We start from the raw sequence: 26,437 nt of genomic DNA on the forward strand, positions 1-26,437 counted from the left end.
TTTTATTTGAAAGGAAGCGCAGTTACTATGAATTTGAAAGTTTATATTTTAGCCTTATCCACGGTCGCTGTTGGGCTCGTGGAACTGATTGTCGGCGGGATTCTTCCGACAATCGCCGATGAATTCGGCGTTTCGGTAAGTTCAGCCGGTCAGCTGATTACGCTTTTCGCGTTGATCTATGCGGTTGCCGGTCCAGTGTTGCTGGTCGCAACCAGTCGATTTGAACGCAAGAAAGTTTATCTGATTTCGTTGTTCATCTTTTTTCTTGGCAATCTCATGACGTTTTTCAGTCCTGATTTCACCTGGATGATGATCGCACGGATCATAACCGCTGCAAGTACGGCGCTGATCATCGTGCTGTCGCTCACCATCGCCGCGAAAATTGTCGAACCGCCATACCGCGCGAAAGCAATCGGCCTTATTTTCATGGGCGTCTCTTCGTCGCTCGTTCTCGGCGTTCCGCTCGGCATCCTCATTTCGGATGCATTCGGATGGCGCTTCATCTTCCTCGGCATCGCCGCATTGTCCATCGGCTCGATGGCGCTCATCGCACTTTACATTCAGCCGATTCCGGGCAGTACGGCCATTCCGCTGAAGCAGCAATTAAAAGCAGTAGCCAGCTCAAAAATTGGCACGGCCCATCTGGCGACGATGTTCATGCTGGCCGGTCATTATACGGTCTACGCCTATTTCACGCCGTTTCTTGAGACGACGATGAACTTGAATCCTTTCTGGGTCAGCGTCTGTTATCTCATATTCGGCCTCGCTGCAGTAAGCGGCGGCGCAATCGGCGGCACCATGTCCGATTCGATCGGCTCGAAGAAAAGCATCCTGATCGTCATTTCCGCATTCGCGGTTTCGCTGTTTCTGCTTCCATTTACCACATTTTCACTCGTGATTTTCATACCGGTGATGGTCGTGTGGGCAGCACTCAGCTGGGCTCTCGCTCCGCCGCAGCAAAGCTACCTGATCGAAACAGACCCCACCACTTCCGACATTCAGCAGAGTTTCAACAACTCCGCGCTGCAAGTCGGCATCGCATTGGGTTCTGCAATCGGTGGCTTTACGCTGGCGCAAACTGGTTCCGTCACCAGCACCTCCTGGGTCGGCGCCGTCATTGTTCTCGGAGCGCTCGGTTTTGCCGTCTTCTCGTTAACGCGCCCCGCGGTTAAACGGAATGAAAGAGAAATAGAGAGTATTTAATATGAAAGATGGCCGCGAAGGGTTTCGCGGCCATCTTTTTTATGTTTTGAATTAATAAGGGGCTTTTCGCGCGCGAAAAGCTTCCTCCTTTGGGCTGGTGGTGAGAGGTAGAGGCTGAGTTTTGGATTTACCGGCGATTTTTGATGGTTTATCAGCGATCTTTCACCGTTTATCAGCTATCTTTTCCACTCTATCAGCGATTCTTCACCGTTTATCAGCGATTCTCCTAATTCATCCAATTTTCATCGTTTATGTCCAACAAAAATATTAACTAATACCGCATCCTTCACCTATTCTTTATTTTATAGACACGCGTTTTTCTATCGCCTGTAATCTCCAAGTCATACTTAGCTAAAACACGTCGTGCTGCGTCAGAATTTTCGATTCCACTAAACTCCCGAAACTTCCTATTCGTCAATTCTCTGTCTATCAATGAAAAATATTCCTGCACCGCCAATCGGTCGGCGGTCGCATCTTTGTTGCCGCAGGCCGCGCAGATCCAAGACTTCTTTACACGCTGCATTCCGTGGCAGCAGCATTTCTTGCAATAGACACCAGGCTTCACATCACGCAAATCGATTTTATAAAACTCGCTCAAAGGGGATGATTTAAAGGGGACCTGGTTTGCCGCAATCAGTTTCCCGATGTCCTCGAGCGGATGGGAAACGGCGGTTAGGGGGCTGTCCCGAAGAATTTGGTAGAGATATGCATTCATCTGGTACGTTTTGCAAATCAAAGCGTCAGGAGGCTTCGTTTTAAACACGCAATTGTTAGCTGTGTATACAATCAAACCCGTAACGGGCAAGTAAATATTGTGGAGCGAAAACCATTTCCGTACAAAATGGATATGCTTATTCAGTTGGAACACCGGATTCTCCATAGTCAGTATTTCCCCACCCGGCATGGTCTTCTTATAATATTCCTCATTCACCGCGTCGTAATGGATTTCACCGCTGACATTTTTTGAATCCAGCACAATTGCACAGCGATCTGTCAGCAACAGGCCATCGATTTGAACCGCCCATTCGTTCAGCTTCATATTCAGATCCCACACCGGCAAACAATTGCCTTCGTAAGAAAACTCTTTAAACTTCTTGATCATCTTTCCTTCGCCGCGGATGCCGGCAGTCGCCCGGTGCAATTGGTTTTCCAGATATCCACGCTGTTTATGGTTGGAAGGAAGGCGTTTCAATAAACATTCAATCGCTAAAGTCTTGGGCAGTAAATCCAGCTCCGCTTTTATACGTTCCACTCCCTTCAAATTTTCAAGTTCCGCCTACTATTCTTGCTGTGAACGAAGTACTGTTCACGCTTTAATCGTACCATATTATCTATAACGCCAATATCAAATTCTTAATCCAAAACCTCAGAACAAAAACAATTGAACGGAACAGTTTGCCACGGCAAACTGCTGGGTTCGTGAGCTGAAGAACGCTCGCGAACCCGAAAAACCTCATAACCCTTTTTCCTTTATTTCCATTTAAAACCATAATCACCCATGATAAGATTAATATAAAGATTAGCAGACACAGTTCCACTATAATCACAGGAGGGATTCTTTGAAATTTTTTAAATTCATATCCAGACTGACTGGCGCCTTATTTCTACTTGTCGCAGCCAATCATTTTTTCAATCCGAATTTCACAGGAAACATGACTTTTTTCTTTGCACTCTCTTTCGCATTATTCACTTTTTCAGGTATCTATGAGTATCTTGACCAGCGCAAAAAGACAGCAGCATTACAGTTCTTTATTGGTGCCATCTGCTTTTTCGGGTTAATCGTAGAGCTTGTTGGCGCGAATTACGTTTGATGACTTTCTTACATGGAAAAGATATTAAGATTTATTGCCTTAAATCAAAAAACCGTTAACCCTCTATCAGGATTAACGGTTTTTACTATTATTCACATTTTTTACATCAATTAAAAGAAGTTCATTTTATCTCGCCAAAGCATTGTGAACAATATATTCTTCGGTCAGTAGCCCAGTTCTTTAAATGATTAAAGCCATTTAGTTCTGCCGGTTTCGTGATAATGGCCATTTTCTCCTCTTTCTTTACTTCTCTTCCACAGTTATAGCAAGTTACCTTATCGCCAATAATGATGATCCATCCTCCCAATAAATTCTTATAATAAACTACCTCAAAGATTCACTATCAACTCTAACCGTAAAACTTCCAAGCAAATTATCTATTTATATTTTCCTTGCTCCACGGAAGAATACACGAGCCGATCATCGACGAATATGCTGCAATGGACATTAATTACGGAGCCGATGGAAACTTTTATCCCTTTTTCCTGTCCTTCCGAATCTTTTACAGTCCCGAATAACCTGGAACTGAAACGAAGTCCGACCTGTTCATCCACCAACCTGTCGTCGACAAACAATTTTTCCCCTCCAAACCATGAATTCTCCACGCGGATTGCTCTTCCTTCGTAAACCGCTTCCCATACTTTCGCCATTATATCACTGCTTTCTATAAATATATTTACAATTGATGCGTATATCTTTTATACGGACGGACTCTGAAATGGTTCCAGTAAATTGGAAATCGAGTCATACTAGCATACAAATTCTTGTGGATTTTTAAAAAATGAAGGAAAATATGCCTATCAAAAAGGAAAGAAAGCAATTCGCTTCCTTTCCTTTCCGGTTATGCCTGTGCTTTTGTGCGCTTATGCTTCCACATCATATAACGGTAACGGATGGTACAGCCGATGCAATAGCCCATCAACGCCACGCCGGCTGCGGTAATGACCATAATGCTGAAGGCATAGGCAGCCAGCTGGATGCCGAGTGAAAAGAAGACAAGCGATAAGCCCAAACAAATCGTGGCGATCCATTGATTGAACAGCTGCTGGTCTTTGTCTTCCTGGTGATAGCTTGTCAACGGCTTTTTCAATAAGCGCCTGCTGAATTGAATCACCGGATTTTTCTTTGTCATCAATGTATAGGCTCCCACAGCAAACGGCAAAAGCAGAATGACCGGATGGAGCAAAAGCGCCGCTACAACGGTAACGACGATAAAAGCCTGGTTCGTCTGTACAAGGGGTTTCGGAATCGTCATGCAAGCCCTCCTTCATGATTCCCTTATTATATCAGGCGGCTTACCGAGCATAAAGAGAGTTGCCCAGACCTATGCGGGACAGGTGCCAATCAAGTCATACACGTCCCCCAGGGAGATGTTCATTCAGGACAAGCCGTGATTCCAATAGAACCTGCAGCCATGAAACCAAAGGGCCGCAACTTTCACACACTCTTTTTGTCGTCAATCGCTTTCGCATATATCTTTCAGGTTCTTCAATGTCTGTTCCACCGAATTATCCATCAGCTTCTTGAGGTAAAGCGTATTGACCAATTTTCCAAGAATGCTGCCCGGCAATTCATAGTCCATTTCAAAACGGACTTCGGTGCCTTCTTCTTTCGGCAAATAACGCCACGTTTGGGTCGCTTCAAAAGCGCCTGTAATCAGACACCTCCAAACATAACTGTCATCCACGCGCGCGTTTTCCACCACAAGCACATGCAGCGCCAGATATCTGCCGAAAAAGGTATAATTCAAATCCATGCTTGTGCCTTTGCCGCCGTTTCCAAGCAGGTTTTCAGGTTCGGATAAACCGGCGTACCATTGGTACCAGAATCTCGGATTCGTTGCGAATTGATGGACTTCCCTCACTCTGCAGTCGATAAAAACAGTCTTCTTCAAACTCCACATTACGGCACCCTCCTCTGCCTGAAAGTCTTTGGATCCTTTCGAACCGTTTTTAAAATGGGAAAACGATCAGTTCGATGACCAGCCCAGCCCCCGCTGCGACTCCTGAAGGAAATGCGAAAATGCCTTCCACGAATCCACTTCCTTTTCAATAATATACCATGTTATTTTATAAAAAACTGATTTTTCTGATATTTTTATTGATATAACGAAAACAAATTCAGCCACTGAGGACGAGTGCAGCAAAATAAAATGCAAATAAACCCAAAAGCCAACCAACCGCCTCAGAAAGACTGAAGCGATGGGTTGGCTCTTTGTCAATTTAACCAGGAGTCCTGGATGTAACGGGTACACATTATTTTTCTTGGATGTAAATTCGCTTTTTCCTCTTTTGCCGGCTACGCACCCGGCCGCAGTTCCTGCCGATTGACCCACTCACGGACCATCTCCACATATGCTTCCGGCTCCTCGATTCCCGGCATATGGGAACTGTTTTCAAAAACATGAACTTCGGCATCCGGGACCAGGCCTGCATAATACTCAGTTGCTTCCACCGTGGCTTCGTCAAAGCGGCCACAGGAGAACAAAGCCGGAATGTCAATTTCGTGCAGGCGTCCGGTCGCATCAAACTCCTTCAATGTGCCTGTGACGGTAAATTCGGAAGCGCCCCACATGAAGTTGTAAATTTGCTGGTTCATGTCTTTCAAACTTTCTTCCATCTCTTTCGGCCACGGATTGACGCGGCACATATGACGTTGATAATAGGCCATCATCGCCTTTTCATACTCTTCAGAGTCGGTGGTTTGTTCCCGCTCGCTCCGTTCAATCGTCTCCTGGATGTCCTGAGGAAACTGCTTCAAGTAATTACGCTGGTCCTGCTCCCATCTCCGCGCATCCAATGCCGGTCCGGAGAAAATGACACTGCGGACGCCTTTTGGCTTTTTAAACAAATAAGAAGCTGCCAGCATCGTGCCCCAGGAATGGCCGAGCAGATGGAATTCTTCCAGCTTTAATGCCTCGATGACCTGCTCCAGTTCTTCGACATAGCGTTCCACTGTCCAAAGCGACGTGTCCGTCGGCCGATCTGATTTTCCGCAGCCAAGCTGGTCATAGTGAATCACCGGCCGGTCCGCACCCAACTGACGCAGTGGATCGCTGTCGCTGCTTTTCGCTCCAGGTCCGCCGTGCAAAACGACCAGCGGAATGCCGGGCCCCTTGCCGGTGATCCGGTACCAGACGTTCCCTCCGGTCATCGGAATAAATCCTTCCGTAACATTGTCCATCTCTCCGTACCTCCTCTTTGTTACTTAAAAACCATTTCTCCGTCAAACGGAAAATTCCTTTATTTCAGCATGACTGCCCTTCTTTACTGAATTTGATTCCCGCAGCGCGGAAAACTGTTAATAGAGCCGCCAACCTATTATACTTTAAGTAGTCAGAAATTTTAAATAAAAAAAGGAGGATACTTGTGAACAAAACAAAAACAGCGGTTGAGACATTGTTCGTGAACCATTTTGTAGACGGCATTCTAGATCCGGGAAAAGAAATGCTAGGACCTGTGAAAGACGGCGGAACAATTATTGCCAATACGGCGCCAGGCTGTTGGGGACCGATGATCACACCAAGCATCATCGGCGGCCATGAAGTGACGAAGCCGGTTTACGTCGAGGGGGCTGAACCCGGAGACGCCATCGCCATTCGGATCGAATCGATTACCGTGACATCACACGCCACTGCTTCCGGCAACGATAAAATGATTGAAGACCGGGCAGACGGCGACGGCTACGTGGCTGCGAAATGTCCGGAATGCGGTACCAAGAACCCGGAAACGGTCATCAAAGGCATTGGTATGGAAGCGATACGCTGCGCAAACTGTGGAGCGGACGCGACGCCTTTCGTCTTTACGAACGGCTATACGATTTTCTTCGGTGAAAAAGGCGATGTCGGTTTGACCTTGCCGCAGGAAGCTGCCGAAACGATTGCGCGCGACGGCCGCGCCTATATGAAAACACCTGACGAATCTGTGCAGAACCCGGTGGTGACATTTGCGCCGCATGATTTGGTCGGCACAATGGCACGCATGCGCCCTTTCCTGGGGCAACTTGGGACAACGCCATCGCGCCCGACACCCGACTCACATAACGCCGGCGACTTCGGCTCATTCCTGGTCGGCGCACCGCATGATTATTCGGCCACGCAAGAAGAACTGGAAACGCACCGCACCGACGGCCATTTGGATGTCAACCGTGTGCGGGCGGGTGCTGTATTGATCTGCCCTGTGAAAGTTGCCGGAGGTGGTGTCTATCTCGGTGATATGCACGCCATGCAAGGCGACGGCGAAATTGCCGGCCACACAACCGACGTCTCCGGCATCGCCCATCTTCAGGTCAGTGTGCTGAAAGGGATGAACATCCAAGGGCCGATCCTGCTGCCGAATGTGGAAGACCTGCCATACACAGCGAAACCGTTTACTGCAGAAGAAAAGCAATCTGCCCGCCAGATTGCAGACAAGTGGAACGTCGCCAAGATTGAAGAGTCGTATCCGGTATCGTTTATCGGCTCAGGACCGAACTTGAATGACGCAACGGAAAACGGCCTGAAACGTGCCGCTGATTTCTTCGGTGTCACTGTCCCGGAAATCATGAACCGCTCGACGATTACCGGTGCCATCGAAATCGGCCGGCATCCGGGTGTTGTCACGGTTACCTTCCTGGCGCCAGAGCAGTATTTGCGGAAAACGGATTTGTTCGAGCTGGCGAAAACCCAATACGGACAATGACAAAAAGCCGTCATTCTTTTTTTGGAATGGCGGCTTTTTATAGTTCTGCATTCGGTTTTCTCTTCACTTTCTGTAATTCATCTGGCTAAAAACAATGCGCATGAATTCATCAAACGTAGAAGAATAACGGTGCCAGTGATGATACCATTTCCTGATGGTGTCGAGCAGCCAGAACGGTACCGGTTTGCCATCGATGAGCGAATAATACTCTTCATAAGCTTTTTTCAGGTGCTCCCAGCGAAAATCATTGCCGGACTTATTATATTCAGAAACATCGAGCAGTTTGGCACGTCCATGCTGCAATAAAATATTCTTCAAATGAATATCCCGCGGATTCAAACCAATTTGCCGGATATAGTCCCTGGCATCTTCCACGTCCTGAATCGCCTGTTTTGGAACGTAAATTCCCTGCAGAAGACAATCAAACAAAGTAGGCCCTTCTTCATATTTCAGAATGAGCAAACGGTCATCCTTGCCGTAACAACTGGAGAAGTAAGGAGATGAACCGATTTGTCCATAGACTTCCGCTTCGGACTCAAGCTTGTCTTTTTTTCCTTCCGCGTAAACTTTAAAGGCATATTCCGGAATCAGGGAAGATTGAAACACTGCCGCATCCGTCCCGACTCCTATGCAGCGAAACCCATCCACAGCGCCAAATACGCTGACAGGTTCATTGTCAGCGCTCGCTGTCACTTTGATGTCTGCAAGTGAACTCGCCGCAGCTTGCCAGTTACGTCGCTCCATGCCATCTCTCCTCTACATTTATCAATGACTTGAAATCTGCATATATGGAAAAAGCCGCCCTTTCCTGATCAGAGCGGGTAGGCAGCGTTCAGTAAATCTCCAAAACATGTCATTCTCAAATTCGCTTGCACAATAAAATACTTTTCATTCTTTCTACTTCTATTATACCGCTAACAAAATATTATTTACAGACTACACTTCCCGCAATTCCTGCCCTATACTGTTTTATACAATACGAAGGAGGCAGATTAATATGGCTGAACAAAAAGACGTCTTGGATCACGGTCCTTTCTTTCACGGAACAAAAGCGGCATTAATGATCGGAGATCTCTTAGCACCACAGCATCTATCCAATTACCAGGATAAAAAATCTAATTATATCTACTTCACAGCCACATTGGACGCTGCTAAATGGGGCGCTGAATTAGCGGCATCCAACTCACCGGAAAGAATTTATATTGTAGAACCGACGGGTGATTTTGAAAATGATCCGAACTTGACTGATAAACGATTTCCCGGAAACCCCACCCGTTCTTACAGATCCAAATCTCCTTTGAAGATCATCGCTGAATTAGGTTCGTGGGAAAGGCATTCCAATGACGAAATCGATCATATGCTTACTTCCCTAAAGGCACTGCGCGATCAAGGAAAGGCAATTATCATTGATTGATTTCTAATAGCTTGATGGCCGGTCAGATTTTTGGCCTCTCCCTCTTTTGTCAGAAAAATACGTGCCAGTAAAAGGTCACTCGAATGACTTTAAGAGAGCGCAAAAATAAATTATTTAAATTTTCAAAATACCATTGTATATTTTTGATTATTGTTATAGAATGAGCGTGCACATAATAAAAATTTATCATTTCCAGGGTATTTACAGAAATATTCATTTCTATTTTTAATACCCGATTAAAGGAGGTCTTATTCTCTCAAAGTCCATCATTAGGAAAGTTCCCAGCTCTATGCCCCTTCTGCTTAGAGGATGAACACATTCTAACTATGAAATGGAGAGAAGAAGAATGAAAAAATTTTTTACGATTGTGATGGCGGTTTTTCTGATATTTGGTATTAGTTCTACTGCAGCTTTTGCAGATGGTGATCACAATGATGGCCACAAGTACGAGGAGAAAGATAAAAAAGGTAATAACAACAACGACAACGGTAAATCTCATAACAACAAAAAAGACGACAACGGCAAATCCCATAACAACAAAAAAGACGACAACGGCAAATCCCATAACAACAAAAAAGACGACAAACGCCATAACGACAATGGCAAAAACCATAACGATAAAAAAGACAATAAACGCCACAACGACAACGGCAAAAACCATAACGACAAAAAAGACGACAAACGCCATAACGACAATGGCAAAAACCATGACGGCAAAAAAGAAGACAAACGCCACAACGACAATGGCAAATACAATGACGGCAAGAATGAATACAAATTCTATAAAAATTTCTACCTTCATAAACATGCTTACTACAAAAACGGCAAAAAACACTATTACTGGCAAAAGCATTTCTACCAAAAAAACAAGAAGTTACATGGCCATGACGATGATGATGACCATGGCAAAAAGCATAAACGCCATTAATCAGTAAAAAAGGAACAGGCTCCCTGCTAGATGCAAGGGACCTGTTCTTTTTTGTGCGTTCCATCAGGTTTTCAAAAAGTCCACGAACCGATTTTATTTCCAGAGACATGTTCTTCTGCTGTTATTGGTATACTTAACTAAAGGCAGCGCAGACAAGGCGTACAAAAAGGGCGGATTGAATAGAAACGATTAAAGCCGACAGGTGAATTTATTCATACTTATGCATCTACTGAAGACGAGAAAGAATTATAACAGTTGGAAATGCGTTCTTTTTTTGGCAAAGATACAGAAACGAAAATCATCAAAAGCTCATGCGGCATTGATCCGAGCAGAAGCCCGTTTATCAAAGAGCGGATTGAGGGGCTGTTTGAAGCCACGGCACTGCCGGATATTTTGAAGCAGTCGGCTGAGGTGTATATGGAAATGGCCGCATTTTAAATGATTTTCCCGAAAATCAACGGGCTGGCTGTGTCTGATAACGTGGATTTCGGGGAAAAAGCGAAATTGAACGGTTGATCGGTGCTGCCATTACCGGGGAAGCGGTTGTCCACAACCCCGATGTCACGTTCGGACTTATGCCATTCGAGTGACGCTGGTATTTTGGCATATACCAGCAAAGCGAGGCTGTTTAGTTTACGCATCAGCAAAAACCGCGCGAGTATTCCGCAGCGCTGAGCACAAGAGTGGCACGCGCGGTCGCCAATATCGCTGTTTCTGAGCCTGCTGGAGTCAAAGCAATCGATCCGTGCTGCGGAATCCAAACGAAATTGGTCGAGGCATTGTCGATGGGGATTGATATTGTCAGGCGGGATATTAACCCGATTGTGATTCATGGTTCAAGGGAAAACATCGCATATTTCGGATTGACGGGAAAAGTCGATTCGGGGCAATCGCCGACATCAAACAGCAATATGACGTAGCCATCATTGACCTGCCCTATCATCTTTATACACGCATAACGCTTGATGAATAACAGGAAATTGAGAATAGGATGGAAAGCATCGTTTTGATGAGATGCTTTTTTATTTTTTCATAGAAGGAAGCCTCTCTCCTTTTTCAAGGATTTCTTATCCCTCATTATCCGGGCGGCTTTCCTCTTTCTTGCTGTAAAATTCATAAGCAAAATAGCCACCCAATAAACCGATACTCGCGCCAAAGACAATTCCGATTGCTAATGAGATTGGAAAGAACAAGCTGAAAATTATACCCAAAGCGCTTCCGAAAATCATCCCAACAGGAATTAAACTATCCAATAAATCTTGGGCAGACGCTGATTTTTTCTTGCCAAGGGCGTCTCGCTTTTGCTTGAGTCTGTTAATGACAAACAATGCAATCGCTCCTACTGCCACAATCGGCAAGACTATAAGGACAATTTCAAATGCCGTTTCCATATGAAAACCTCTTTCGTATTCGGATTCGTGGATTCCTGTCGTTACCTTCTACTGTCAATGGTAAACGAACTCAGTTGAAACAGCCACTTCCACCTGTTTCTCGAAACCTCCAATACTCTCAATATCTGGAATTTTTTCAGAATCGCTTAAATTTTTTTACTCAGTTAGCGATTATATTCTCCCGTTTATAATTTTCCCGTCAAGCCGCCATCAATCACAAAATCAGCCCCGGTGACATAGCTGGATTCATCTGAAGCCAAGTATACAACCATGTTGCTCACTTCCACCGGCTGGGCTGTGCGCTGCAAAGGAATTTCCCTAGCCAGCTTACTGACTCGGCTTTTCCTGACCATCGGCGTTTCGGTAATTCCGGGATGAACGGAATTCACACGGATTCCCTCCGCTCCGAACTCGATGGCTGCACTTTTTGTCATGCCACGTATGGCAAATTTTGAAGCGCTGTAAGCTATCGACTCACTGTTCCCTTTCAAACCGCTAATAGAAGAAATGTTAATGATAGAACCATTCTCCGTTTTCCTCATTGACGAAAGTACATACTTCATCCCTAGAAAGACCGAGACTTGGTTGATATCTATGACTCTCCGATATTGTGCTTCTGTCATTTTTTCTATTGATTTGAGCAAAGCAATCCCTGCATTGTTCACCAACACGCTGACCGGCCCAAATGCTGATTCCGTCTCAGCGACTACCCTTTCCCAATCCAATGACTTCGTGACGTCATGCTTCATGAACTTGACGTCTCTTCCCAGTTCAGTTGCCATCGCTTCACCTTCTTTTTCCAAAATATCGGTGATCATAACTTTCGCCCCTTCTTCTGAAAACCTTTTCGCATGCGATGCCCCCATCCCTCTGGCGCCTCCGGTTATAATCGCCACTTTGCCATCCAATCTGCCCATCATCCAACTCCTCCTCTTTTTTAGGCAATGATTAATTATTCTGCAGCTCGCTGTTTTTATTCGAGATTGCAGAAAGGGTGTTACGCTTGAAAGCGATGTTACGGGTGTTGGCTTTTTCTTTAATCGGTGGTTATCTTTTCAGCCTGCTGCACATTCCGATCCCATGGATGCTTGGTCCAATTGTTGTCGTTATATTAACCCAATTCATTTATAAAGAACCGCTCAAATGGTCTGGAAAAATGCGCGATTTAGGCGTTGTCATGGTCGGTACGGTGATTGGTATACAATTTAATATCAGTTTATTCGGCATGATGAAATCTATTTTGTTTTATATGATTACATTGAACGTCATCTTAATCGATGGCTCGATTGGCATTGCCTTTTTGGCAGGAAAATGGTCGAAGATTCCGCTGAAAGCTGCTGTACTGGCCGCTATGCCGGGAGGTTTAGGTCAGATTATTGTCTTTGCCGAAGAAGAAAAGCTAAAGAAATCGGCATCATTTCTTATTTTCAAGTCATTCGGCTCCTGTTGGTCGTTGGGTTCGTACCATTTATCGTTGCAGGTTAGGTCATGAACAAACCATCCACTGATACGAAACTGACCATCGGTTTCGTATTATTGTCGCAATTCAATTCGAATAATATAGGACTTCATCTTATATACCACCTTTCTTAACTCGATTGTACCAAGAAACCGCCAATTGTTTGGCCTTTTCTTTTCTAGCGCGGAGCAATCACTAACCAACGTTTATCTCCGCATCCTTTTGGGAATATAAATTAAAACAAAAACTGTTATGAAAGGGCGGTTATATGAGCGATCACCAATCATCTGCACAAGAAAAGAACATTCAGAAAATGAACGAGCTGATTGAAGAAAAGGATGCGGAAACTTCAAAACAGCAAAATTCCAATACACAGGAACAAAAAAACCAATCGATAAAAGATAATGCCCGTACGCCAGACGAAAACAATAAGTTAACGAACAGCGACAATAACCGAAATCCTTGAGGATTCGTTATCTATCGCAAAACGTAAACACAAACGGCCAGCAAATTGCCCCCTAATTTGCTGGCCGTTTTGTTGATTGTGCAAGGATGTACATCAAACTGCTCGGCACATATTCTGTAAAACCAAAAGTCATGGTATTATAAAATCAAATTATTGTTAATATCGAGATCTCTCATCATGTATTTAACATAATTTCATTGCTGAGCTTACGTGCCCTACTTCCTGGAAGCAGTCCAAAAAGAAAGGCGGCGCTGAGGATGTTTGAGGAAATGAGATCCCGGTTTGTATTTGGCTGGATGTTGAGTGCGTCCATCGTGGCGATATTCATCGTGCTGCAGGCCACGGAAAACGTGCTCCTCACCGGTGTCTTGATGCAGTTGGTTTTCTACATCGTCCTGCCGGCGTGGCTTCTCGGCCACCACTTTAAAAAACGCAACGTGAAACTGCGCCAGGTCGTCTTCTTCCATGGAACTGCGCGCTGGTTATTGCCGGTCTTCGGACTTACAGTGCTGGTGGTGGCGTTTTCCATGAGCATCTATTGGCTGCTGATGCGGGCGCTCATCCCCATTGCTCCCACTGCCATCGATGTTGCACTCACGCCGCAGCCACTCCCCGATGCAGTATGGTATTTGATCGCAACCGGCTTCGTAATAGCGGTCATTGCACCAATCGCGGAAGAATTCGTGTTTCGCGGGCTGGTTTTGAATCGGCTGATCGCGACGTTCGGCTTCTGGAATGGGCTCGGCTTGACGAGTCTGATCTTCGGCATATTCCACATCAACTTTTTCGGTGCTTTTCTGTTCGCAGTGGTGGCGTCGCTGCTGTATGTGAAGACCGGCAATCTGCTTGTGCCGATTTTACTGCACATCGCCAACAACACTGTCGCCGTCTATCAAAGTTTCGTCAATCCATCTTTTCCGCAATGGCTGAGGGTAATGAATATCAATGACCTGTATACGAAAAGCATTCCGAACCTGATTGTGCTGATCATTAGTTTGGCGCTGCTGTTGTTCATCATCTTGCGGCTGGCCAGGGACCCGGAGAACAAGATAGAAGAACTTCGCGTCTTTTGGAAATGATTTTCCAAGGTTTGCACGAAATGATAATCTGTCCCTGATTATACAACACGGATGATCAGTATCCCGAGTTGTCCCTAAAAAAGCAAAAAGGACCGATATGGCCCTTTTTGCTTTCTTGTTGCCTACTCTGCTCCATTGTTCTGTATTTCTTCAGTAGGAGAAGAAGAAACTTCCCCTGGTTGAAGTTTCTTCTTGAGCCGCCTCGTCCAATCCCTCAGGGTGTCGTGCAGAATGGCCGCCTTACCTTGTTTCACCCCAGTATTTCAATTCCGTATTTCTGTGCAGTTGCAGTAAGTTTGTCCATATCAAATTCGCCATCAACCTCAACAGATTCCGGCGGTAATTTATATTCCTCGGCTGGTAAACTTCGTTCAATGAAAAACTGTTCTCCTCCGGCAGGCGTAAACATGCTCAGCACTTTTGCAGGCGAATCCCCTCCAACTTGGTATTTGTGCTTGATGTGACGCGGCACATAAATACAAGTTCCCGGTACTCCTTTGATTGTTTTTTCGCCGATGGTAAATGTCATTTCGCCTTCCAGAACATAATACGTGAGTTCTTCATTGTTTCGCACATGTAAAGGCGATTCACATCCCGGCGGGTGCAGTTCTTCGATCAGACTGAATGCACCATTCGTGTCTTCGCCGGTCGCTTTCACTTCCAGTAAGGTGACTCTGAACCAATAGGCGTCGCCTTCTCCATGCGCAACCGAAAATGCGTTATTCATTCGCTGTACCACTTTCATTACCTCCCGATTTTTTGGGATTGAATAAAGCATACGGCATTTCTGCATCATATCAGTAATGGGGTGCTGCGAGCATAGTGGCTTTGGCATACGTCCTCCCGGAAATTCGATAGCGTATTTCTGGGCAGTCGCCAAAATTTTTCAATACCAGGCTAAAGAGCGCCCTGCAACAAAGAAATTTACGCTCATCTCCTTTTCGTGGCGCTGAAAATGCAACGGTCTTTCATCTTCAACCAAGTGCCAGGAAAACTCCGTCTGCTAAATGTTTGTAAGCCCGAAACCAAAGAAGCTGCGGGCATCACAATATAGAAGAAGCAGCAGCTTGAAACGGCGGCTTTAGTGCAATTGAGGGGTTTGAATCCCCTTTCTGTTCAAAAATCAGGGATGGACGAAAGCCGGCACTTCTTTTATATGTATAAATCTTTTTTCGCGTGAATCACTTATTATAATATCATCGATATATAAATTTTAATAATTATATGACCGATAAATTATTTTTCATTCCACCCACTGAAGATGATTGTTTCCTACCTTTTACACCACAAATCCTTGTGCGTTTCAACCGCGTGGTTAAGTAGAAATGACCGATTGAGCACAGGGGAATTATTTACCTCGATCAGTGGTTTTGTATTTTTCACCTTTGCTGTCATAAGTGATCCATTCACCCACAGGCTCACCTTTTTCAAAATAACCCGACCGCTTTAATGTCCCATCAGCACGATACCATTCCCAATAACCCTCCGGCTTATCATCAACCATTTTTCCTTTTGACCAGATCGTTTTTCCATTGGCATGATACTTTATCGTATAGCCGTCAATCACTTCAAGGTTCTTTTCCTTAACACCGTTTTCGTGTACCAAGTCACATTTTTCATTCTCCATGATTTACCTCCAGACTCATTCAGGATGAGTAGTTTACCGTTCACATTTATCACTTTATTATAGTATAAATGGCTCTGAAAATGGGAATAAGCACCATCGTTTTTTGCTCCATAAAAAAAATCTCATAACGGGTGCAGCATTTTGTTTTTCATCTAAACGTAATCGCGTGGTCTTATCCAGCAGAAAACTTCTGACTGCCTTGCTATTTTCCAATCCTTTTACGGAATAATAAAGACTGATATTTCGCTTTTTCCATAGTTCAGACTCTTAAACACCTCTTGATCAAATGTTAGGAAGAGAGTTTCCTGCGTTTTATCCGAACTGCGGTAATAGGAATCGCGGAAAAGAGAAAATTCCCATTTTTATGGATATACTGTCTCTTGCAGACGAAATACTGGCCAATATGAATGAAATACTGTCTCTTACAGAAAAAATACTGGCCACTGGGCATTAAATACCGGCCAAGATCCCTTGAAATGAAAAAGGCTCCGCATCCGCGAAGCCTTCTTTTAAGGGATTGGAGTTTTTCGCACGGCGAAAAACATCCGCTGGTGTCCTTGAATTTTGTGTATGGCAGATGCTGAAGCAATGGCACATATTCCTTTCACTCCGCTTCTCCCCCGCGCTGAGGCGGCCAGGCGCCGATGATTTTTCGGGCAAAGACCACTTGCCCGGCATGATACGTATTGTGGAGCACGATGGTTTGCAGACAGTCGGCCCGGGTCTCTTCCCGTCCGGCAACCACTTGTTCCGATAATTCTTTCCCCGCTTCCTGCTCAGCTTCCTTTAATCCTTTCAGGTAATAGGCAACAGCTGAATCCCATTCATCTTCTGTTTCCGGCGCCGCCGCAGCCGGCCAGGATTCAGCGTCGGGATCCCCGCTTTTTGGCACTTCCCCCTTGAGAAAATCCAGCATGAAATTCTGCCAATAATTCATATGAAACAATAATTCCCAAACCGAATGCGGGAAATTTCCCGCTTTCTGTCCCGCCTGCTGCCAGTCCAATCCATCAAAAACCGTCGCCGTATCCACGTGCGCTCCTTCACCGTGCAGACCATTCCAAAAAAACTTCTCGTTCATAAAATCCCTCCCGAATCGTGAATTTCTCTTATTTACCTGTTCTGCGTAATTTGAAAACATCCTCTTATTTTTAAATTCAATCTGGTGAATACATTTAAAGAAGTTCACGTCCGAAACGTCAGAAAACGGTTGTGGGATATTCCCGCAGCACGTCCAATCTTCTACTAAGGGTTACGCTACAGATCCCTCGAAATTTCATTAACAGATTCAGCAAATTTCCCAACCAATTCGTCTACTTCCTCTTTTGTGATGACAAACGGTGGCGCAATCAGGACCGTATCCCCCTGATCTCCGTTTATATGGCCTGAACCAGGATAGACAATCAATCCATTTTCAAAACACACCTTTTTAACCTTTTCCGCCAGTTTCGCTTCAGGTGGAAACGGCGTCTTATTTTCTTGATCGGCTACGAATTCCACGCCTATCATCAAGCCGAGGCCGCGTACGTCCCCAATAATGTCTGATGTGGTCTTCACATTTTGGAGTTCTGAGAGTAAGTACTTTCCGATTTCAGAAACATGTTCCACAACATCATACTTCCTCAAATATTTTAAAACCATCAAACCTGCCTGCATACTTACTGGATTTCCGATATACGTATGCCCATGTGAAAATTGGCCACTGCCTTCGAAAAAGGTTTTAAAAATAGAATCTTTTACGATCACGGCAGCAAGAGGTGCATATCCCCCACTTATTCCTTTTCCGCCTGTAATCAAATCCGGAATAAAACCGAAATGTTCGGAAGCAAAATATTTACCGGTTCGACCAAAGCCACTCATCACTTCGTCACAGATCAACAGCACATCGTATTGATCACAGATCTCCCGTATTCTTTGATAATAAACGGAGGGGCTGCAAGAAGCTGCATTGGACGTGCCGGTTACCGGCTCCAACATAAAAGCGGCTACCTGTTCTTCCCCCTGTCGTTTTATTTCTGCTTCCAGTAAATCAGCATAGTAGATCGGGTCGGCGTCTGGATTTCTGTACCAGTCAGGCGAATCGATATGAGGAAAATCAATAAGCAGCGGTGTATAAGCCATTCTGCGCTTAACATGGCCACCGGCACTTAATGTTCCCAATGTGTTCCCGTGGTAGCTGGACCAGCGGCCAATTACTTTGTACTTTGAAGGCTTCCCTTTTTCTATAAAATATTGCCGGGCCATCTTGATAGCCGTTTCGTTTGCCTCTGAACCTCCGGACAGAAAATATACATAATCAAGAGCAGGTGGTGTAATTTCTGAAATCAACGAAGCGTATTCCTCCTGCGGCCGATTCCGAAATTGACTGGTATGGGCAAATGACAACTCTTTAACTTGATCCAGAATTCCGGAGATCACTTCTTTATTGCCATGTCCGACATTCGATACCAATGCACCGGAGCTTCCGTCAAGATACTTTTCCCGTTTTCGTCGTAAATGTAAATTCCTTCCGCAGTTTGAGCCATTGGATAATCAGTCATAAGATTCCGGTGAAATACATTGCTGCTGTAACCCGCCACTCGATCTCCTCCCGTTCTCCATAATCGAATTGGACATCACTCGCTTATTCAAACCGTCCCTTACCCCGTATGTCTCAGGAAAAGAGCGTTTCCGTTTTTGATAAACCGCCATACTACCGCGACAAGGAAGATTCCGATGCCCGCCAACAGAACGCCTTGAATGGCCGTGTCCATGGACGGATTGAGCCGTCCGCTCGTATACGAACTGTAGATTCCAAAGAAAGCCCATGCCAACGGAATCGGAAAGGCGGCGTTTTTGTACCGCGACAAGTAAAAGAGGACAAATGCGATGGCCAGCCCCAATACGATCATCGTCCAGACAGAATCGGAAATGCCGAATCCATTCCATTCCAGCTGCACTAAAAACAACGAGATATTGACGATGGTTGCGATGAACACCCAGGAACCATAGAAGGTGAAACTGAGTCCTGCCAAAGTGGAAGGAAACTCAAAGCGATTTTTGTAGATCCGTTCCACGATGATGAGCAGGGAGAACAGCATGCCAAAAATCAGCAGCGTTGAGATGCCCAACCGTTCATACGAAAAAGCAACAATCCACCCCATATTGCAGAGAGAACTCACGATGAACAAAGGTGAAATCAACAGCACCAGCCTGCTGATGTTCCGGTTTTTCCTTTTTACAAATAGATAAATCAGCGTAATCAGCAGCAAACTGTAAATGACGCCCCAAATCGAAAACGTGAAAGGTGCCGGAGAGATGAGCGTCGTGTATTTATCGGAGATGTCCCCCTGACTTTGACCATTAAAAAACCCTGAAGACCCGAGATAGTTTACGCCGAGCGTTAAAAAATAAAAAACCAGGTTCAAAATCGTGAACACCTTTGCTTTCTTCAGCGTGTTTTCATCCATAACGATTTCATCCTTTCGTTAGCTATTTTTCTTTCAATCTTTTTTTCCAATGAATATTCCTCTGCTGAGCAACATAAGACGCTTACCGGCTGATAGCTGCTCTCCGCTTACTTGTTATAAATAACTCTCCTTCATTATCTCTTCCCGAATTGGCTTTGCGGCAAAACTGCTTTCCTGTGAAACCCCTGCCAAAGAGATGGATAAAACGAAAAAGACACACCCGCGCTTGTGCTCCAGCGGGTGTGTCCTGGTATGGAATATGAATTGTCTATTCAGAATCGGTCAGATGTGCTTTTCAGCCGGGGATGCAACTCAATTCCCTAAAGCAATCTTTATGTGCTCCAAATGATGCTCTTCGTGCCAGCACAGTTTTGCAAGCTTCGTCGCGACGCTGATTTCACCGTTCGTTTCGTGGGTGAAGACGCGGCCCAAGTGCTCGTCCGTCAAATTTTTCCCAAGTGCGACGATCCGTTCGTTCAGCCCTTCCAGCATTCGGATTGAACTTTCCACCGGTAATTCGTTGTCCGGCAGCTCCGTCCATTTTTCCTGATCAAACGCGGGAACCGTCGGATTGTCATCGGTCAAAGCCAGTTTCAGGCGCTGATACATATTGAGCTGCGAATCCGCAATATGATGCACAAGCTGGCGCACAGTCCAGCTGCCTTCCCTGTACTTTTCGGCCAATTGCTCATTACTCAATCCATCAACTACTTCCCGCAGCCGCATCGTGTAACTGCCGATTTTTTCGAGCCACTCCTGGATATGTTCAGCTGTCACGTTGTCGGGAACCTGCAATTCTCCAATAGGAAATTTCACATTCATCTTTTCAACCTCTTTCCTTATCCGTATTTGTGGGCGATCTTAGTAACGCCAAATATACCAATGGGGTCTGATTTTGTAAACCGGCACCTTGTGCAGCCTTCGGAAACCCCGAATCATTGTCGTCACCGGTTTCGCCCTGTTCCATAGAAATGAATGCACCTGTACCCAAAATCAGATCCAAAGAAGAAAATTCCGAAGACATTCTTCAGTGGGTGCGATGCGTAGCCCTGGCCTTAACGTTTCTTCGCACAATAGATTTTCCTGCCTGGCAACTCCAGACAATTCAGCTGTCGGCCGTAAGCCGCACCTCCGTCTATCCCGATGATTCCGTTGTCACCAAAATAGACATTGTCATCGCTTGCCCCTCCTAGCAGGAACGCCGGTGTATGGCCAAAGACAACCGTTTTCTCGCCCGAATAGGCTGTATGAAATTCCTCGCGGATCCATATCAATACAGACGGGTCTGTCTCTTGAACCGGCACGCCCGGCTGAACGCCCGCATGCACAAAAATAGTATCATCCGTCTCATGGTAATAGCCCATTTCGTTAATGAAATCGACGTGTTCCCAAAAGACAGCTGCCGACGGAAACGTCATGTCTTTTATAGATGAATCGTAGCTCTTCAGCGTCGAGAGCGCCCCGTTTCTTGCCCAGTTCCTCTTCGCGCCGGGTTCCTCATTTGCGGCGTCCAGCATCATCTGGTCGTGGTTGCCCCTCAATACAATAGCTCCCCGCTTTTTCAATTCGACGACCCGCTCCAAAACCCCTTTTGAATTCGGACCGCGATCCACATAATCCCCCAGTAAAATCAGCTGGTCTTTGGCGGTGTCATATTCCGCTTTTTCCAGAAGCTCCTCAAAAAGCCCAAGTTCTCCGTGAATATCACTGATGGCCAATGTTCTTTTCATCGTGTGCACCCCTCTGCTCAGATTCTTCCGAAACTGCTCATAACCGTCCAGCTTTATTTAAAAGAAATCTGTTCTCTTGTAAACCGACTTCTTTCACTTATTGCTACTGTTAATCCTTGTATTCCTTTTTGCCTGATAAAAATGCCCCCCGGATTAAATTTCGGTTCCCCGGTTGTATCAACCGTTATTGCATGATAAATTGTAGAATGACCGTTATATCTATAAAAATGGGGGTATTGAACAATGAGCACGAAAAAAGAGGATTTACTTATTGCTGCAGAGCGGCTCTTTTACCGCCACGGCTTTCATGCCATTGGCTTGAAAGCGATTGTTCAGGAAGCAGGCGTCGCCCTTATGACCTTGTATAATCATTTTAATTCGAAAGATGAATTGATTTTAAGTATTTTAACCAGAAGAGAACAAGCTTATTTTGCTTATCTGGAGCAAGCCACACAAGAATCAACGGGTTCCGTCGCCTTACGTCTTGCATCCGGCCATTTGCGTTGGTTAAAAGACAATTCCTCCAATGGCTGCTTGTTTTTGCGTGCAAAAGAAGAATTCACGAGTGAGCCGGATCACCCGATTGTCCAGAAAGTCACTGTCCATAAAGAAAACCAGAAAAAGTTTTTCCAGGCGAACGGACTTACGCCCACCCAAGCGGTTCAGTTATCCCTCCTGTTTGAAGGGTCCACTTCTTTGGCTGAAACGACAGCGATGGATGACGTCGAAAATGCCTTGGTGTCGATGGTGAAGCATGTATAAGTAAGTGGTTCGCTTACTTTTTTGGCTAAAAATAGAGTGATCGATCTATCTAATTAAAGGAGGTTGAAATCCATGTGGAAAACAGTTTTGCCTGGCATCGCCATGATTGCTGTCACTTATGCATTGGCCAGATACAGTTTTGGTTTGTTCCTGCCCGAAATCAGCACCGCGCTAAACCTATCCGAAGGTCAAGCGGGAGTGGTCGGTTCGGCAGCTTATATCGCCTATACTCTTGCCTTGGTGACGGCATCTGTCTTTATCCGAAAGTTCAGTGCACGCCCCATCGTTTTGCTATCAGGAGCTACCGCCTTTATCGGTATGCTGGGAATGGCGGCGTCTCACAACTTTTATGCACTGGCAGTCAGTGCATTTGTCGCTGGACTGGGAAGCGGCTGGGTGTCTCCCGCTTTCAGCCAAGTCGTGACGCAGTCTCTTGCCGCTGACTTGAAGGACAAAGGAAACACATGGATCAATACCGGCACAAGCTTCGGGGTTGTCATTACCGGTCCTGTCGCTTTGATGTTTTCCGAACATTGGCGCTGGGGCTATGTGCTGTTTGCTGCTTTTGCATTCGTCACTTATTGGTGGAACGCCCGGGTAATCGAGAGTCGAAAACAGGAAACAAGTGCCACCTCCAATGATCAGTTTAAGTTCAGTTCATTCGCACAAGTGCGTTTCATGGTTCTGGCTGCTACAGGCATCGGCTTCGGTTCTTCTATTTATTGGACCTTTTCAAGAAGCTACCTGACTGCCGTGCACGATTTCTCGGTGAATGAAAGCATCATCTTTTGGATTGTCATGGGAGCAGCCGGCATCATCGGTGGCCTTGCGGGTGCGCTTATCCGATCCATTGGGCTTTCGTGGTCCTACCGCCTCGGGGTTTTGGTGGTCACAGCCTCTCTTGTCTGCCTGACCATTCCTTATTCAGCCGCCATTTTTCTGTCGGCTGGTTTCTTTGGCATATCGTTTATTTTCATGACCGGCTTGTTTATTGTCTGGGGGACCCGTCATTTTCCAACTACCCCTGCCGTCGGCGTGAGCTTATCTTTTTTCGCCTTAGGCATCGGTCAATCGATCGGGTCTGCAGTGGCGGGCGTCTTAATCGAAGAAATGTCCTATACTTTTGCCTTTTTGGCGTTCGCCTTGGTCGCATTGCTGTTCATCTTCTGTAGAACCGCTGCCACCCCTGTCTCTTCAACCGAGTACGCCGTGCATAAAGTGTAACTCATGAATGGTCTCTGTATGTTGCACAATTCCCAAACTAAATCACTGCCTTTTGCTTTCCCGTCTTCAATGCTGATTATAATTGCCTTGAAGTACATACCGAAATGAATGATATACTGGACTATAGTGGAAATATTGCATAAAGGAGATACGGGGTTATTTATGTTATCTAAGTTGCGCTCTCTTCATTTCAATGGCAGCCGGATTTTGAAAACCGGTATCGCCATCTTTTTAACAGCCACTATTTGTGTGTGGCTTAACTGGCCGCCTGTCTTTGCGGTCATCACGGCCATCGTGACGGTCGAGCCGACGGTCAGCGATTCGATCAAAAAAGGAATTGTCCGCTTTCCGGCATCCGCCATCGGTTCTGCATTCGCCGTTCTCTTCATCACGCTCTTCGGGAATGCCCCGATCACCTATACACTCGCGGCAGTCGCCACGATTCTGGTCTGTTATAAGCTCAATCTGCATGCCGGCTTGCTTGTTGCCACATTGACATCCGTCGCGATGATTGAAGTGATCCATGATCATGTCCTGGTCTCGTTCTTCATCCGACTGGGGACGACAACGGTCGGTTTGCTCGTGTCCACCGCTGTCAACATGCTCGTCTTTCCGCCGGACTACCGGCCTGATATTCTGAAAAGCATCCAAAGCATCAGTGCGCGTGCAGGAAGCATGCTGGAACATACTTTCCGCACGATTCTATTTGAAAAGGATGTGGACCTTCAGGAAGACCGAAAGATTGCGAAACAATTGACAACGGAAATCAGGAAGACGGAGAAACTGATTCATTTCCAGCGGGATGAAGCCAGTTTATATCCTTGGATCCGTAACCGGGAAGCTGAGCTTCGGATGGCGGAAAGGCAATTGCTGTTTCTGGACAATTTCGAGTACCATTTGAACGCCCTGCTCCGTGTCCCACTGCAGAGCATCCAGTGGACAAAAGCCGAGCGGGAGATTATCATGCATGCCGCTGCGGCGCTTGCGGACGACCTGAGGCATTCCACCCACTACAACCACGAAAAGCATCAGCGCCAGTTAAAAAGCATTACGCATCTGTTCTGGGAAAACAGCAAGCGGGTGCCGGCAAACGATGCCATGCACCCGACCCTGTTCCCGCCGGAATTCACGATCCTTTACGAACTCATCACGATTTATGATTTAGTAGATAAGTATTTTGATCCGACCAGCGTGAAAGCCGCACAGCAGGCAAAGAAATCATAAGACAATCGAATACCGCCAAGCTTGAATGGAGCTGTCGAATTTAGGATGGGCTGATGTTAGAGAAAAAGATCCCCTCTCCCTCCGAAAGAAGCGAAGCACAAGCCAAGCTGCTATCCCAGCAACTCCACCTCAGCACCTCGCTGCGAGGACCCTGTGTGGGACTCAATTGTTCCTCAAATTGTGGCCCACACAGGGTCCGTTCCGAAGTGACAATGGCTTGTCCTTTTTCTGATTAAAATACGAATGCTGCAAAAGAAAAGGAATCATCCGAAATATTCCGGTTCCCCAGCCAATGCATGACCGAATGTTTCAGCGCTCTCCCTTTCTTCCCTGTCCAGTAACAGCTCGATCACCCTGTTTGTTAAGTTCGGCACGATTTCATGAGAATACGTCATTTCGGCTCTTTCCAATTTTTTATGGGCATCAACGCCGTATGGACCAATATTGACGACCGGGATATTCAATTCCCGGATCTCTTCATAATCCACATAATGCTTGGTTCCCCATGAAGGATTGTTGGCAGACACGGCTTGAATTCCTTCTTCGTCATCACTTATTGCGACAAAACTCATATCGGAAATATGAGGAAAGAAATTCTTGATGACAATTGGATGCGCGTAGAACGGCTGAACTTCTTCGACAGCCTGGTCTAAAGCACTTATTAACGCTTCTTCTTCCTGTGTTTTCCCGGTTATTTCAATCCGTGGCGAGTACAGCGAAGAATAAAATAAAACGATTGCAGGAGATTTGTCTTTCATCCATTTCCATGCTTCTTCCACCACTTTCACGGAAAACATCCGAGTGTCCAATTCCTTGTTCTGTAATAACGACGCTTTGAATTCATCCATATGAGAAATAAAATCCGCGCCGTTTTCCATGACCAGCAGCTTTTCCATTTCTTCATAGCTCAGCACTCTCGGTTTCCACGGGATGCCGGGATACGGGTCCCCACTCATCTCGCTGAATTGCTTGTACCTTTTCCCATAAGAAGCGAGTGCATTGTCAAAAGCGATGAACGCCTGCTCTTTTAATTTGTCCAATACATCCTTTGGCGTCCAGGAATGGACAAAGAAATTAAAGTACACAAAGGCGGATAAAGCCGTCTGGACAGTATAGTTCGGCTTCAAATCGGTCTGTTTCAATGTTACCGGCGGCACAGTGATTTCCCCAAAAGCTTCATCCGAAAGCTCCGGGTTGTAATTGATCTGCCTGGTCAGCTCAGCCGCGATAAAGTTCGGATCGAGCCCTTCAAAACAAGAACCGACATGTGTTTCCGCACCGGTGATAAAGAAGGACGGCAGCAGCTTCCCTACCGTTCCCCGGTAAATATACCGGTTCGGATCATTTTCATGACGGGGTGAAACAAAGTCCGCATTGACCGCTGCAATATAGTCAAATCCGTGTTCCTCTTTCCACTCTTTAAAAGTTGCCAACGCCGAAAGAATTCCATGCGACCCGTCTTCCTCATCGCATTCTGCAAGAAACACGATATTGCCTTCCAATTCTTCGGGATGCTCGGAATAATACTTCAAAAGATACAAATTGCTGGCAACGCCGCTCTTCATATCAAGAACTCCCCGTCCAAAAAGCCAGTCCGCCGACTCAGCGTGTTTTTTCGCAAAAGCAGGAAGCTGTTCGCCCTTAAGCTTTTCCTTCAGCGTTTCCGGATCAAAGGCAGCGTCTTTCATTTGATTGAAATCATCTACTCCGACGGTATCAAGGTGGCCCATCAAAACGACCGTCCGCCGGCTTGCTCTTTTTGTCCCTTTTACAAACGCCAGTACGTTGTATCGCTCCCGCTCATCTCCAAACGTTCGGGACAACCGGACATGCTCGGGGTTCTTTTTAAAATAAGGGAGAGAGGAAATCAATGCATGCATGGATTCCGCAAGTTCTTTTTCCCCTTCAGTGTTTACAATGCTCGCTGTTTGAACCAATTGTTTCGTAGTAGCCAGCACTTCATCGCGGCATGGTTTCATGGATGACGACTC

Annotated in this window: 29 protein-coding genes and 1 pseudogene; 13 read left to right on the forward strand and 17 right to left on the reverse strand. The window is 45.8% G+C overall.

The annotated features are described in order from the left end of the window. Nucleotides 1–27 precede the first annotated feature (27 nt). The gene (locus tag EEX84_RS11925; protein ID WP_123165880.1) at nt 28–1,203 is read left to right on the forward strand and encodes an MFS transporter; all 1,176 of its coding nucleotides are present in this window, start codon (nt 28–30) and stop codon (nt 1,201–1,203) included. Between the two features lie 286 nt (nt 1,204–1,489). On the opposite strand, the gene EEX84_RS11930 is transcribed toward EEX84_RS11925, so the two are convergent. Further along, on the reverse strand, nt 1,490–2,455 hold the full coding sequence (locus tag EEX84_RS11930; RefSeq protein ID WP_240033977.1) for a nuclease-related domain-containing protein: 966 nt from the start codon (nt 2,453–2,455) through the stop codon (nt 1,490–1,492). A gap of 307 nt (nt 2,456–2,762) precedes the next feature. On the opposite strand from EEX84_RS11930, the gene EEX84_RS11935 reads away from it, so the two are divergent. Next, a complete protein-coding gene (locus EEX84_RS11935) occupies nt 2,763–3,014 on the forward strand; it encodes a hypothetical protein (RefSeq protein WP_123165882.1) in 252 nt (83 codons plus the stop codon). 377 nt (nt 3,015–3,391) lie between these two features. Here EEX84_RS11935 and EEX84_RS11940 read toward each other — a convergent pair whose 3' ends face one another. From EEX84_RS11940 to EEX84_RS11955, 4 genes are all read right to left on the reverse strand, one after another. Further along, nucleotides 3,392–3,664 (reverse strand): hypothetical protein, encoded by a 273-nt coding sequence (locus tag EEX84_RS11940; protein WP_123165883.1) that lies wholly within the window; start codon nt 3,662–3,664, stop codon nt 3,392–3,394. 191 nt (nt 3,665–3,855) lie between these two features. After that, complete coding sequence (locus EEX84_RS11945; protein ID WP_123165884.1) at nt 3,856–4,269, reverse strand: DUF4395 domain-containing protein; 414 nt, start codon at nt 4,267–4,269, stop codon at nt 3,856–3,858. Between the two features lie 201 nt (nt 4,270–4,470). Further along, nucleotides 4,471–4,917: an SRPBCC family protein gene (locus tag EEX84_RS11950; RefSeq protein WP_123165885.1), complete on the reverse strand. Its 447-nt coding sequence runs from the start codon at nt 4,915–4,917 to the stop codon at nt 4,471–4,473. A 395-nt stretch (nt 4,918–5,312) separates the two neighbouring features. Next, complete coding sequence (locus EEX84_RS11955) at nt 5,313–6,197, reverse strand: proline iminopeptidase-family hydrolase (RefSeq protein ID WP_123165886.1); 885 nt, start codon at nt 6,195–6,197, stop codon at nt 5,313–5,315. 185 nt (nt 6,198–6,382) lie between these two features. Between EEX84_RS11955 and EEX84_RS11960 the strand changes: the two genes are divergently transcribed. Further along, complete coding sequence (locus tag EEX84_RS11960; protein ID WP_123165887.1) at nt 6,383–7,693, forward strand: acetamidase/formamidase family protein; 1,311 nt, start codon at nt 6,383–6,385, stop codon at nt 7,691–7,693. Nucleotides 7,694–7,756: 63 nt separating this feature from the next. Here the strand turns inward: EEX84_RS11960 and EEX84_RS11965 are convergent, their stop codons facing one another. After that, nucleotides 7,757–8,437: a protein kinase family protein gene (locus EEX84_RS11965; protein ID WP_123165888.1), complete on the reverse strand. Its 681-nt coding sequence runs from the start codon at nt 8,435–8,437 to the stop codon at nt 7,757–7,759. Between the two features lie 253 nt (nt 8,438–8,690). On the opposite strand from EEX84_RS11965, the gene arr reads away from it, so the two are divergent. The 3 genes from arr (at nt 8,691) to EEX84_RS16615 (ending at nt 10,473) form a co-directional block, all read left to right on the forward strand. After that, on the forward strand, nt 8,691–9,107 hold the full coding sequence (arr, locus tag EEX84_RS11970) for an NAD(+)--rifampin ADP-ribosyltransferase (protein WP_123165889.1): 417 nt from the start codon (nt 8,691–8,693) through the stop codon (nt 9,105–9,107). A gap of 346 nt (nt 9,108–9,453) precedes the next feature. Next, nucleotides 9,454–10,035 (forward strand): hypothetical protein, encoded by a 582-nt coding sequence (locus EEX84_RS11975; RefSeq protein WP_123165890.1) that lies wholly within the window; start codon nt 9,454–9,456, stop codon nt 10,033–10,035. A 261-nt stretch (nt 10,036–10,296) separates the two neighbouring features. Continuing rightward, nucleotides 10,297–10,473 (forward strand): hypothetical protein, encoded by a 177-nt coding sequence (locus tag EEX84_RS16615; RefSeq protein ID WP_192892967.1) that lies wholly within the window; start codon nt 10,297–10,299, stop codon nt 10,471–10,473. Here the strand turns inward: EEX84_RS16615 and EEX84_RS16620 are convergent. Continuing rightward, a complete protein-coding gene (locus tag EEX84_RS16620) occupies nt 10,470–10,676 on the reverse strand; it encodes a hypothetical protein (RefSeq protein WP_192892968.1) in 207 nt (68 codons plus the stop codon). The two genes, EEX84_RS16615 and EEX84_RS16620, sit on opposite strands and share 4 nt — an antisense overlap. A gap of 42 nt (nt 10,677–10,718) precedes the next feature. Here EEX84_RS16620 and EEX84_RS16625 point away from each other — a divergent pair, with 42 nt between their 5' ends. Then, entirely contained in the window at nt 10,719–10,955 is a 237-nt protein-coding gene (locus tag EEX84_RS16625) for a TRM11 family SAM-dependent methyltransferase (protein WP_192892969.1), read from the forward strand. Nucleotides 10,956–11,102: 147 nt separating this feature from the next. On the opposite strand, the gene EEX84_RS11985 is transcribed toward EEX84_RS16625, so the two are convergent. Together EEX84_RS11985 and EEX84_RS11990 are read right to left on the reverse strand one after the other, a co-directional pair. Continuing rightward, the gene (locus tag EEX84_RS11985; protein ID WP_123165891.1) at nt 11,103–11,426 is read right to left on the reverse strand and encodes a hypothetical protein; all 324 of its coding nucleotides are present in this window, start codon (nt 11,424–11,426) and stop codon (nt 11,103–11,105) included. A gap of 185 nt (nt 11,427–11,611) precedes the next feature. Beyond that, the gene (locus tag EEX84_RS11990) at nt 11,612–12,343 is read right to left on the reverse strand and encodes a glucose 1-dehydrogenase (RefSeq protein ID WP_123166004.1); all 732 of its coding nucleotides are present in this window, start codon (nt 12,341–12,343) and stop codon (nt 11,612–11,614) included. Between the two features lie 95 nt (nt 12,344–12,438). On the opposite strand from EEX84_RS11990, the gene EEX84_RS11995 reads away from it, so the two are divergent. From EEX84_RS11995 to EEX84_RS12005, 3 genes are all read left to right on the forward strand, one after another. Next, nucleotides 12,439–12,918 carry an AbrB family transcriptional regulator gene (locus EEX84_RS11995; protein WP_240033978.1) on the forward strand — a complete coding sequence of 160 codons (480 nt, stop codon included), beginning with the start codon at nt 12,439–12,441 and terminating at the stop codon, nt 12,916–12,918. 235 nt (nt 12,919–13,153) lie between these two features. Continuing rightward, nucleotides 13,154–13,351: a hypothetical protein gene (locus tag EEX84_RS12000; protein WP_123165893.1), complete on the forward strand. Its 198-nt coding sequence runs from the start codon at nt 13,154–13,156 to the stop codon at nt 13,349–13,351. A gap of 269 nt (nt 13,352–13,620) precedes the next feature. Beyond that, a complete protein-coding gene (locus tag EEX84_RS12005) occupies nt 13,621–14,430 on the forward strand; it encodes a CPBP family intramembrane glutamic endopeptidase (RefSeq protein ID WP_158599115.1) in 810 nt (269 codons plus the stop codon). A 250-nt stretch (nt 14,431–14,680) separates the two neighbouring features. On the opposite strand, the gene EEX84_RS12010 is transcribed toward EEX84_RS12005, so the two are convergent. The 7 genes and pseudogenes from EEX84_RS12010 to EEX84_RS12045 form a co-directional block, all read right to left on the reverse strand. Beyond that, the gene (locus tag EEX84_RS12010) at nt 14,681–15,157 is read right to left on the reverse strand and encodes a cupin domain-containing protein (RefSeq protein WP_158599116.1); all 477 of its coding nucleotides are present in this window, start codon (nt 15,155–15,157) and stop codon (nt 14,681–14,683) included. A gap of 621 nt (nt 15,158–15,778) precedes the next feature. After that, the gene (locus EEX84_RS12015) at nt 15,779–16,057 is read right to left on the reverse strand and encodes a toxin-antitoxin system YwqK family antitoxin (RefSeq protein WP_123165896.1); all 279 of its coding nucleotides are present in this window, start codon (nt 16,055–16,057) and stop codon (nt 15,779–15,781) included. A 604-nt stretch (nt 16,058–16,661) separates the two neighbouring features. Continuing rightward, nucleotides 16,662–17,138 carry a DinB family protein gene (locus EEX84_RS12020; protein WP_158599117.1) on the reverse strand — a complete coding sequence of 159 codons (477 nt, stop codon included), beginning with the start codon at nt 17,136–17,138 and terminating at the stop codon, nt 16,662–16,664. A gap of 176 nt (nt 17,139–17,314) precedes the next feature. After that, nucleotides 17,315–18,526, reverse strand: a pseudogene (locus tag EEX84_RS12025) (aminotransferase family protein); the annotation flags it as partial. Nucleotides 18,527–18,696: 170 nt separating this feature from the next. Further along, nucleotides 18,697–19,506: a tryptophan-rich sensory protein gene (locus EEX84_RS12030; protein ID WP_123165899.1), complete on the reverse strand. Its 810-nt coding sequence runs from the start codon at nt 19,504–19,506 to the stop codon at nt 18,697–18,699. Nucleotides 19,507–19,818: 312 nt separating this feature from the next. Next, nucleotides 19,819–20,328 carry a YfiT family bacillithiol transferase gene (locus tag EEX84_RS12035; RefSeq protein WP_123165900.1) on the reverse strand — a complete coding sequence of 170 codons (510 nt, stop codon included), beginning with the start codon at nt 20,326–20,328 and terminating at the stop codon, nt 19,819–19,821. 233 nt (nt 20,329–20,561) lie between these two features. Then, nucleotides 20,562–21,236, reverse strand: a complete 675-nt coding sequence (locus EEX84_RS12045) for a metallophosphoesterase (protein WP_123165902.1) — start codon at nt 21,234–21,236, stop codon at nt 20,562–20,564. A gap of 243 nt (nt 21,237–21,479) precedes the next feature. On the opposite strand from EEX84_RS12045, the gene EEX84_RS12050 reads away from it, so the two are divergent. The 3 genes from EEX84_RS12050 to EEX84_RS12060 all read left to right on the forward strand — a co-directional run bounded on the left by EEX84_RS12050 (nt 21,480) and on the right by EEX84_RS12060 (nt 24,446). Then, entirely contained in the window at nt 21,480–21,998 is a 519-nt protein-coding gene (locus tag EEX84_RS12050) for a TetR/AcrR family transcriptional regulator (protein WP_123165903.1), read from the forward strand. Nucleotides 21,999–22,070: 72 nt separating this feature from the next. Then, on the forward strand, nt 22,071–23,222 hold the full coding sequence (locus EEX84_RS12055; RefSeq protein WP_123165904.1) for an MFS transporter: 1,152 nt from the start codon (nt 22,071–22,073) through the stop codon (nt 23,220–23,222). A 162-nt stretch (nt 23,223–23,384) separates the two neighbouring features. Further along, nucleotides 23,385–24,446, forward strand: coding sequence for an aromatic acid exporter family protein (locus EEX84_RS12060; RefSeq protein ID WP_240033974.1), 1,062 nt, complete (start codon nt 23,385–23,387; stop codon nt 24,444–24,446). 263 nt (nt 24,447–24,709) lie between these two features. Here the strand turns inward: EEX84_RS12060 and EEX84_RS12065 are convergent, their stop codons facing one another. Continuing rightward, the gene (locus tag EEX84_RS12065) at nt 24,710–26,425 is read right to left on the reverse strand and encodes a M20/M25/M40 family metallo-hydrolase (protein ID WP_123165905.1); all 1,716 of its coding nucleotides are present in this window, start codon (nt 26,423–26,425) and stop codon (nt 24,710–24,712) included. Nucleotides 26,426–26,437: the final 12 nt, after the last annotated feature.

The sequence above is a fragment of the Planococcus salinus genome (genome assembly GCF_003719725.1).
In the GTDB taxonomy this organism is placed as follows: Bacteria; Bacillota; Bacilli; order Bacillales_A; family Planococcaceae; genus Planococcus; species Planococcus salinus.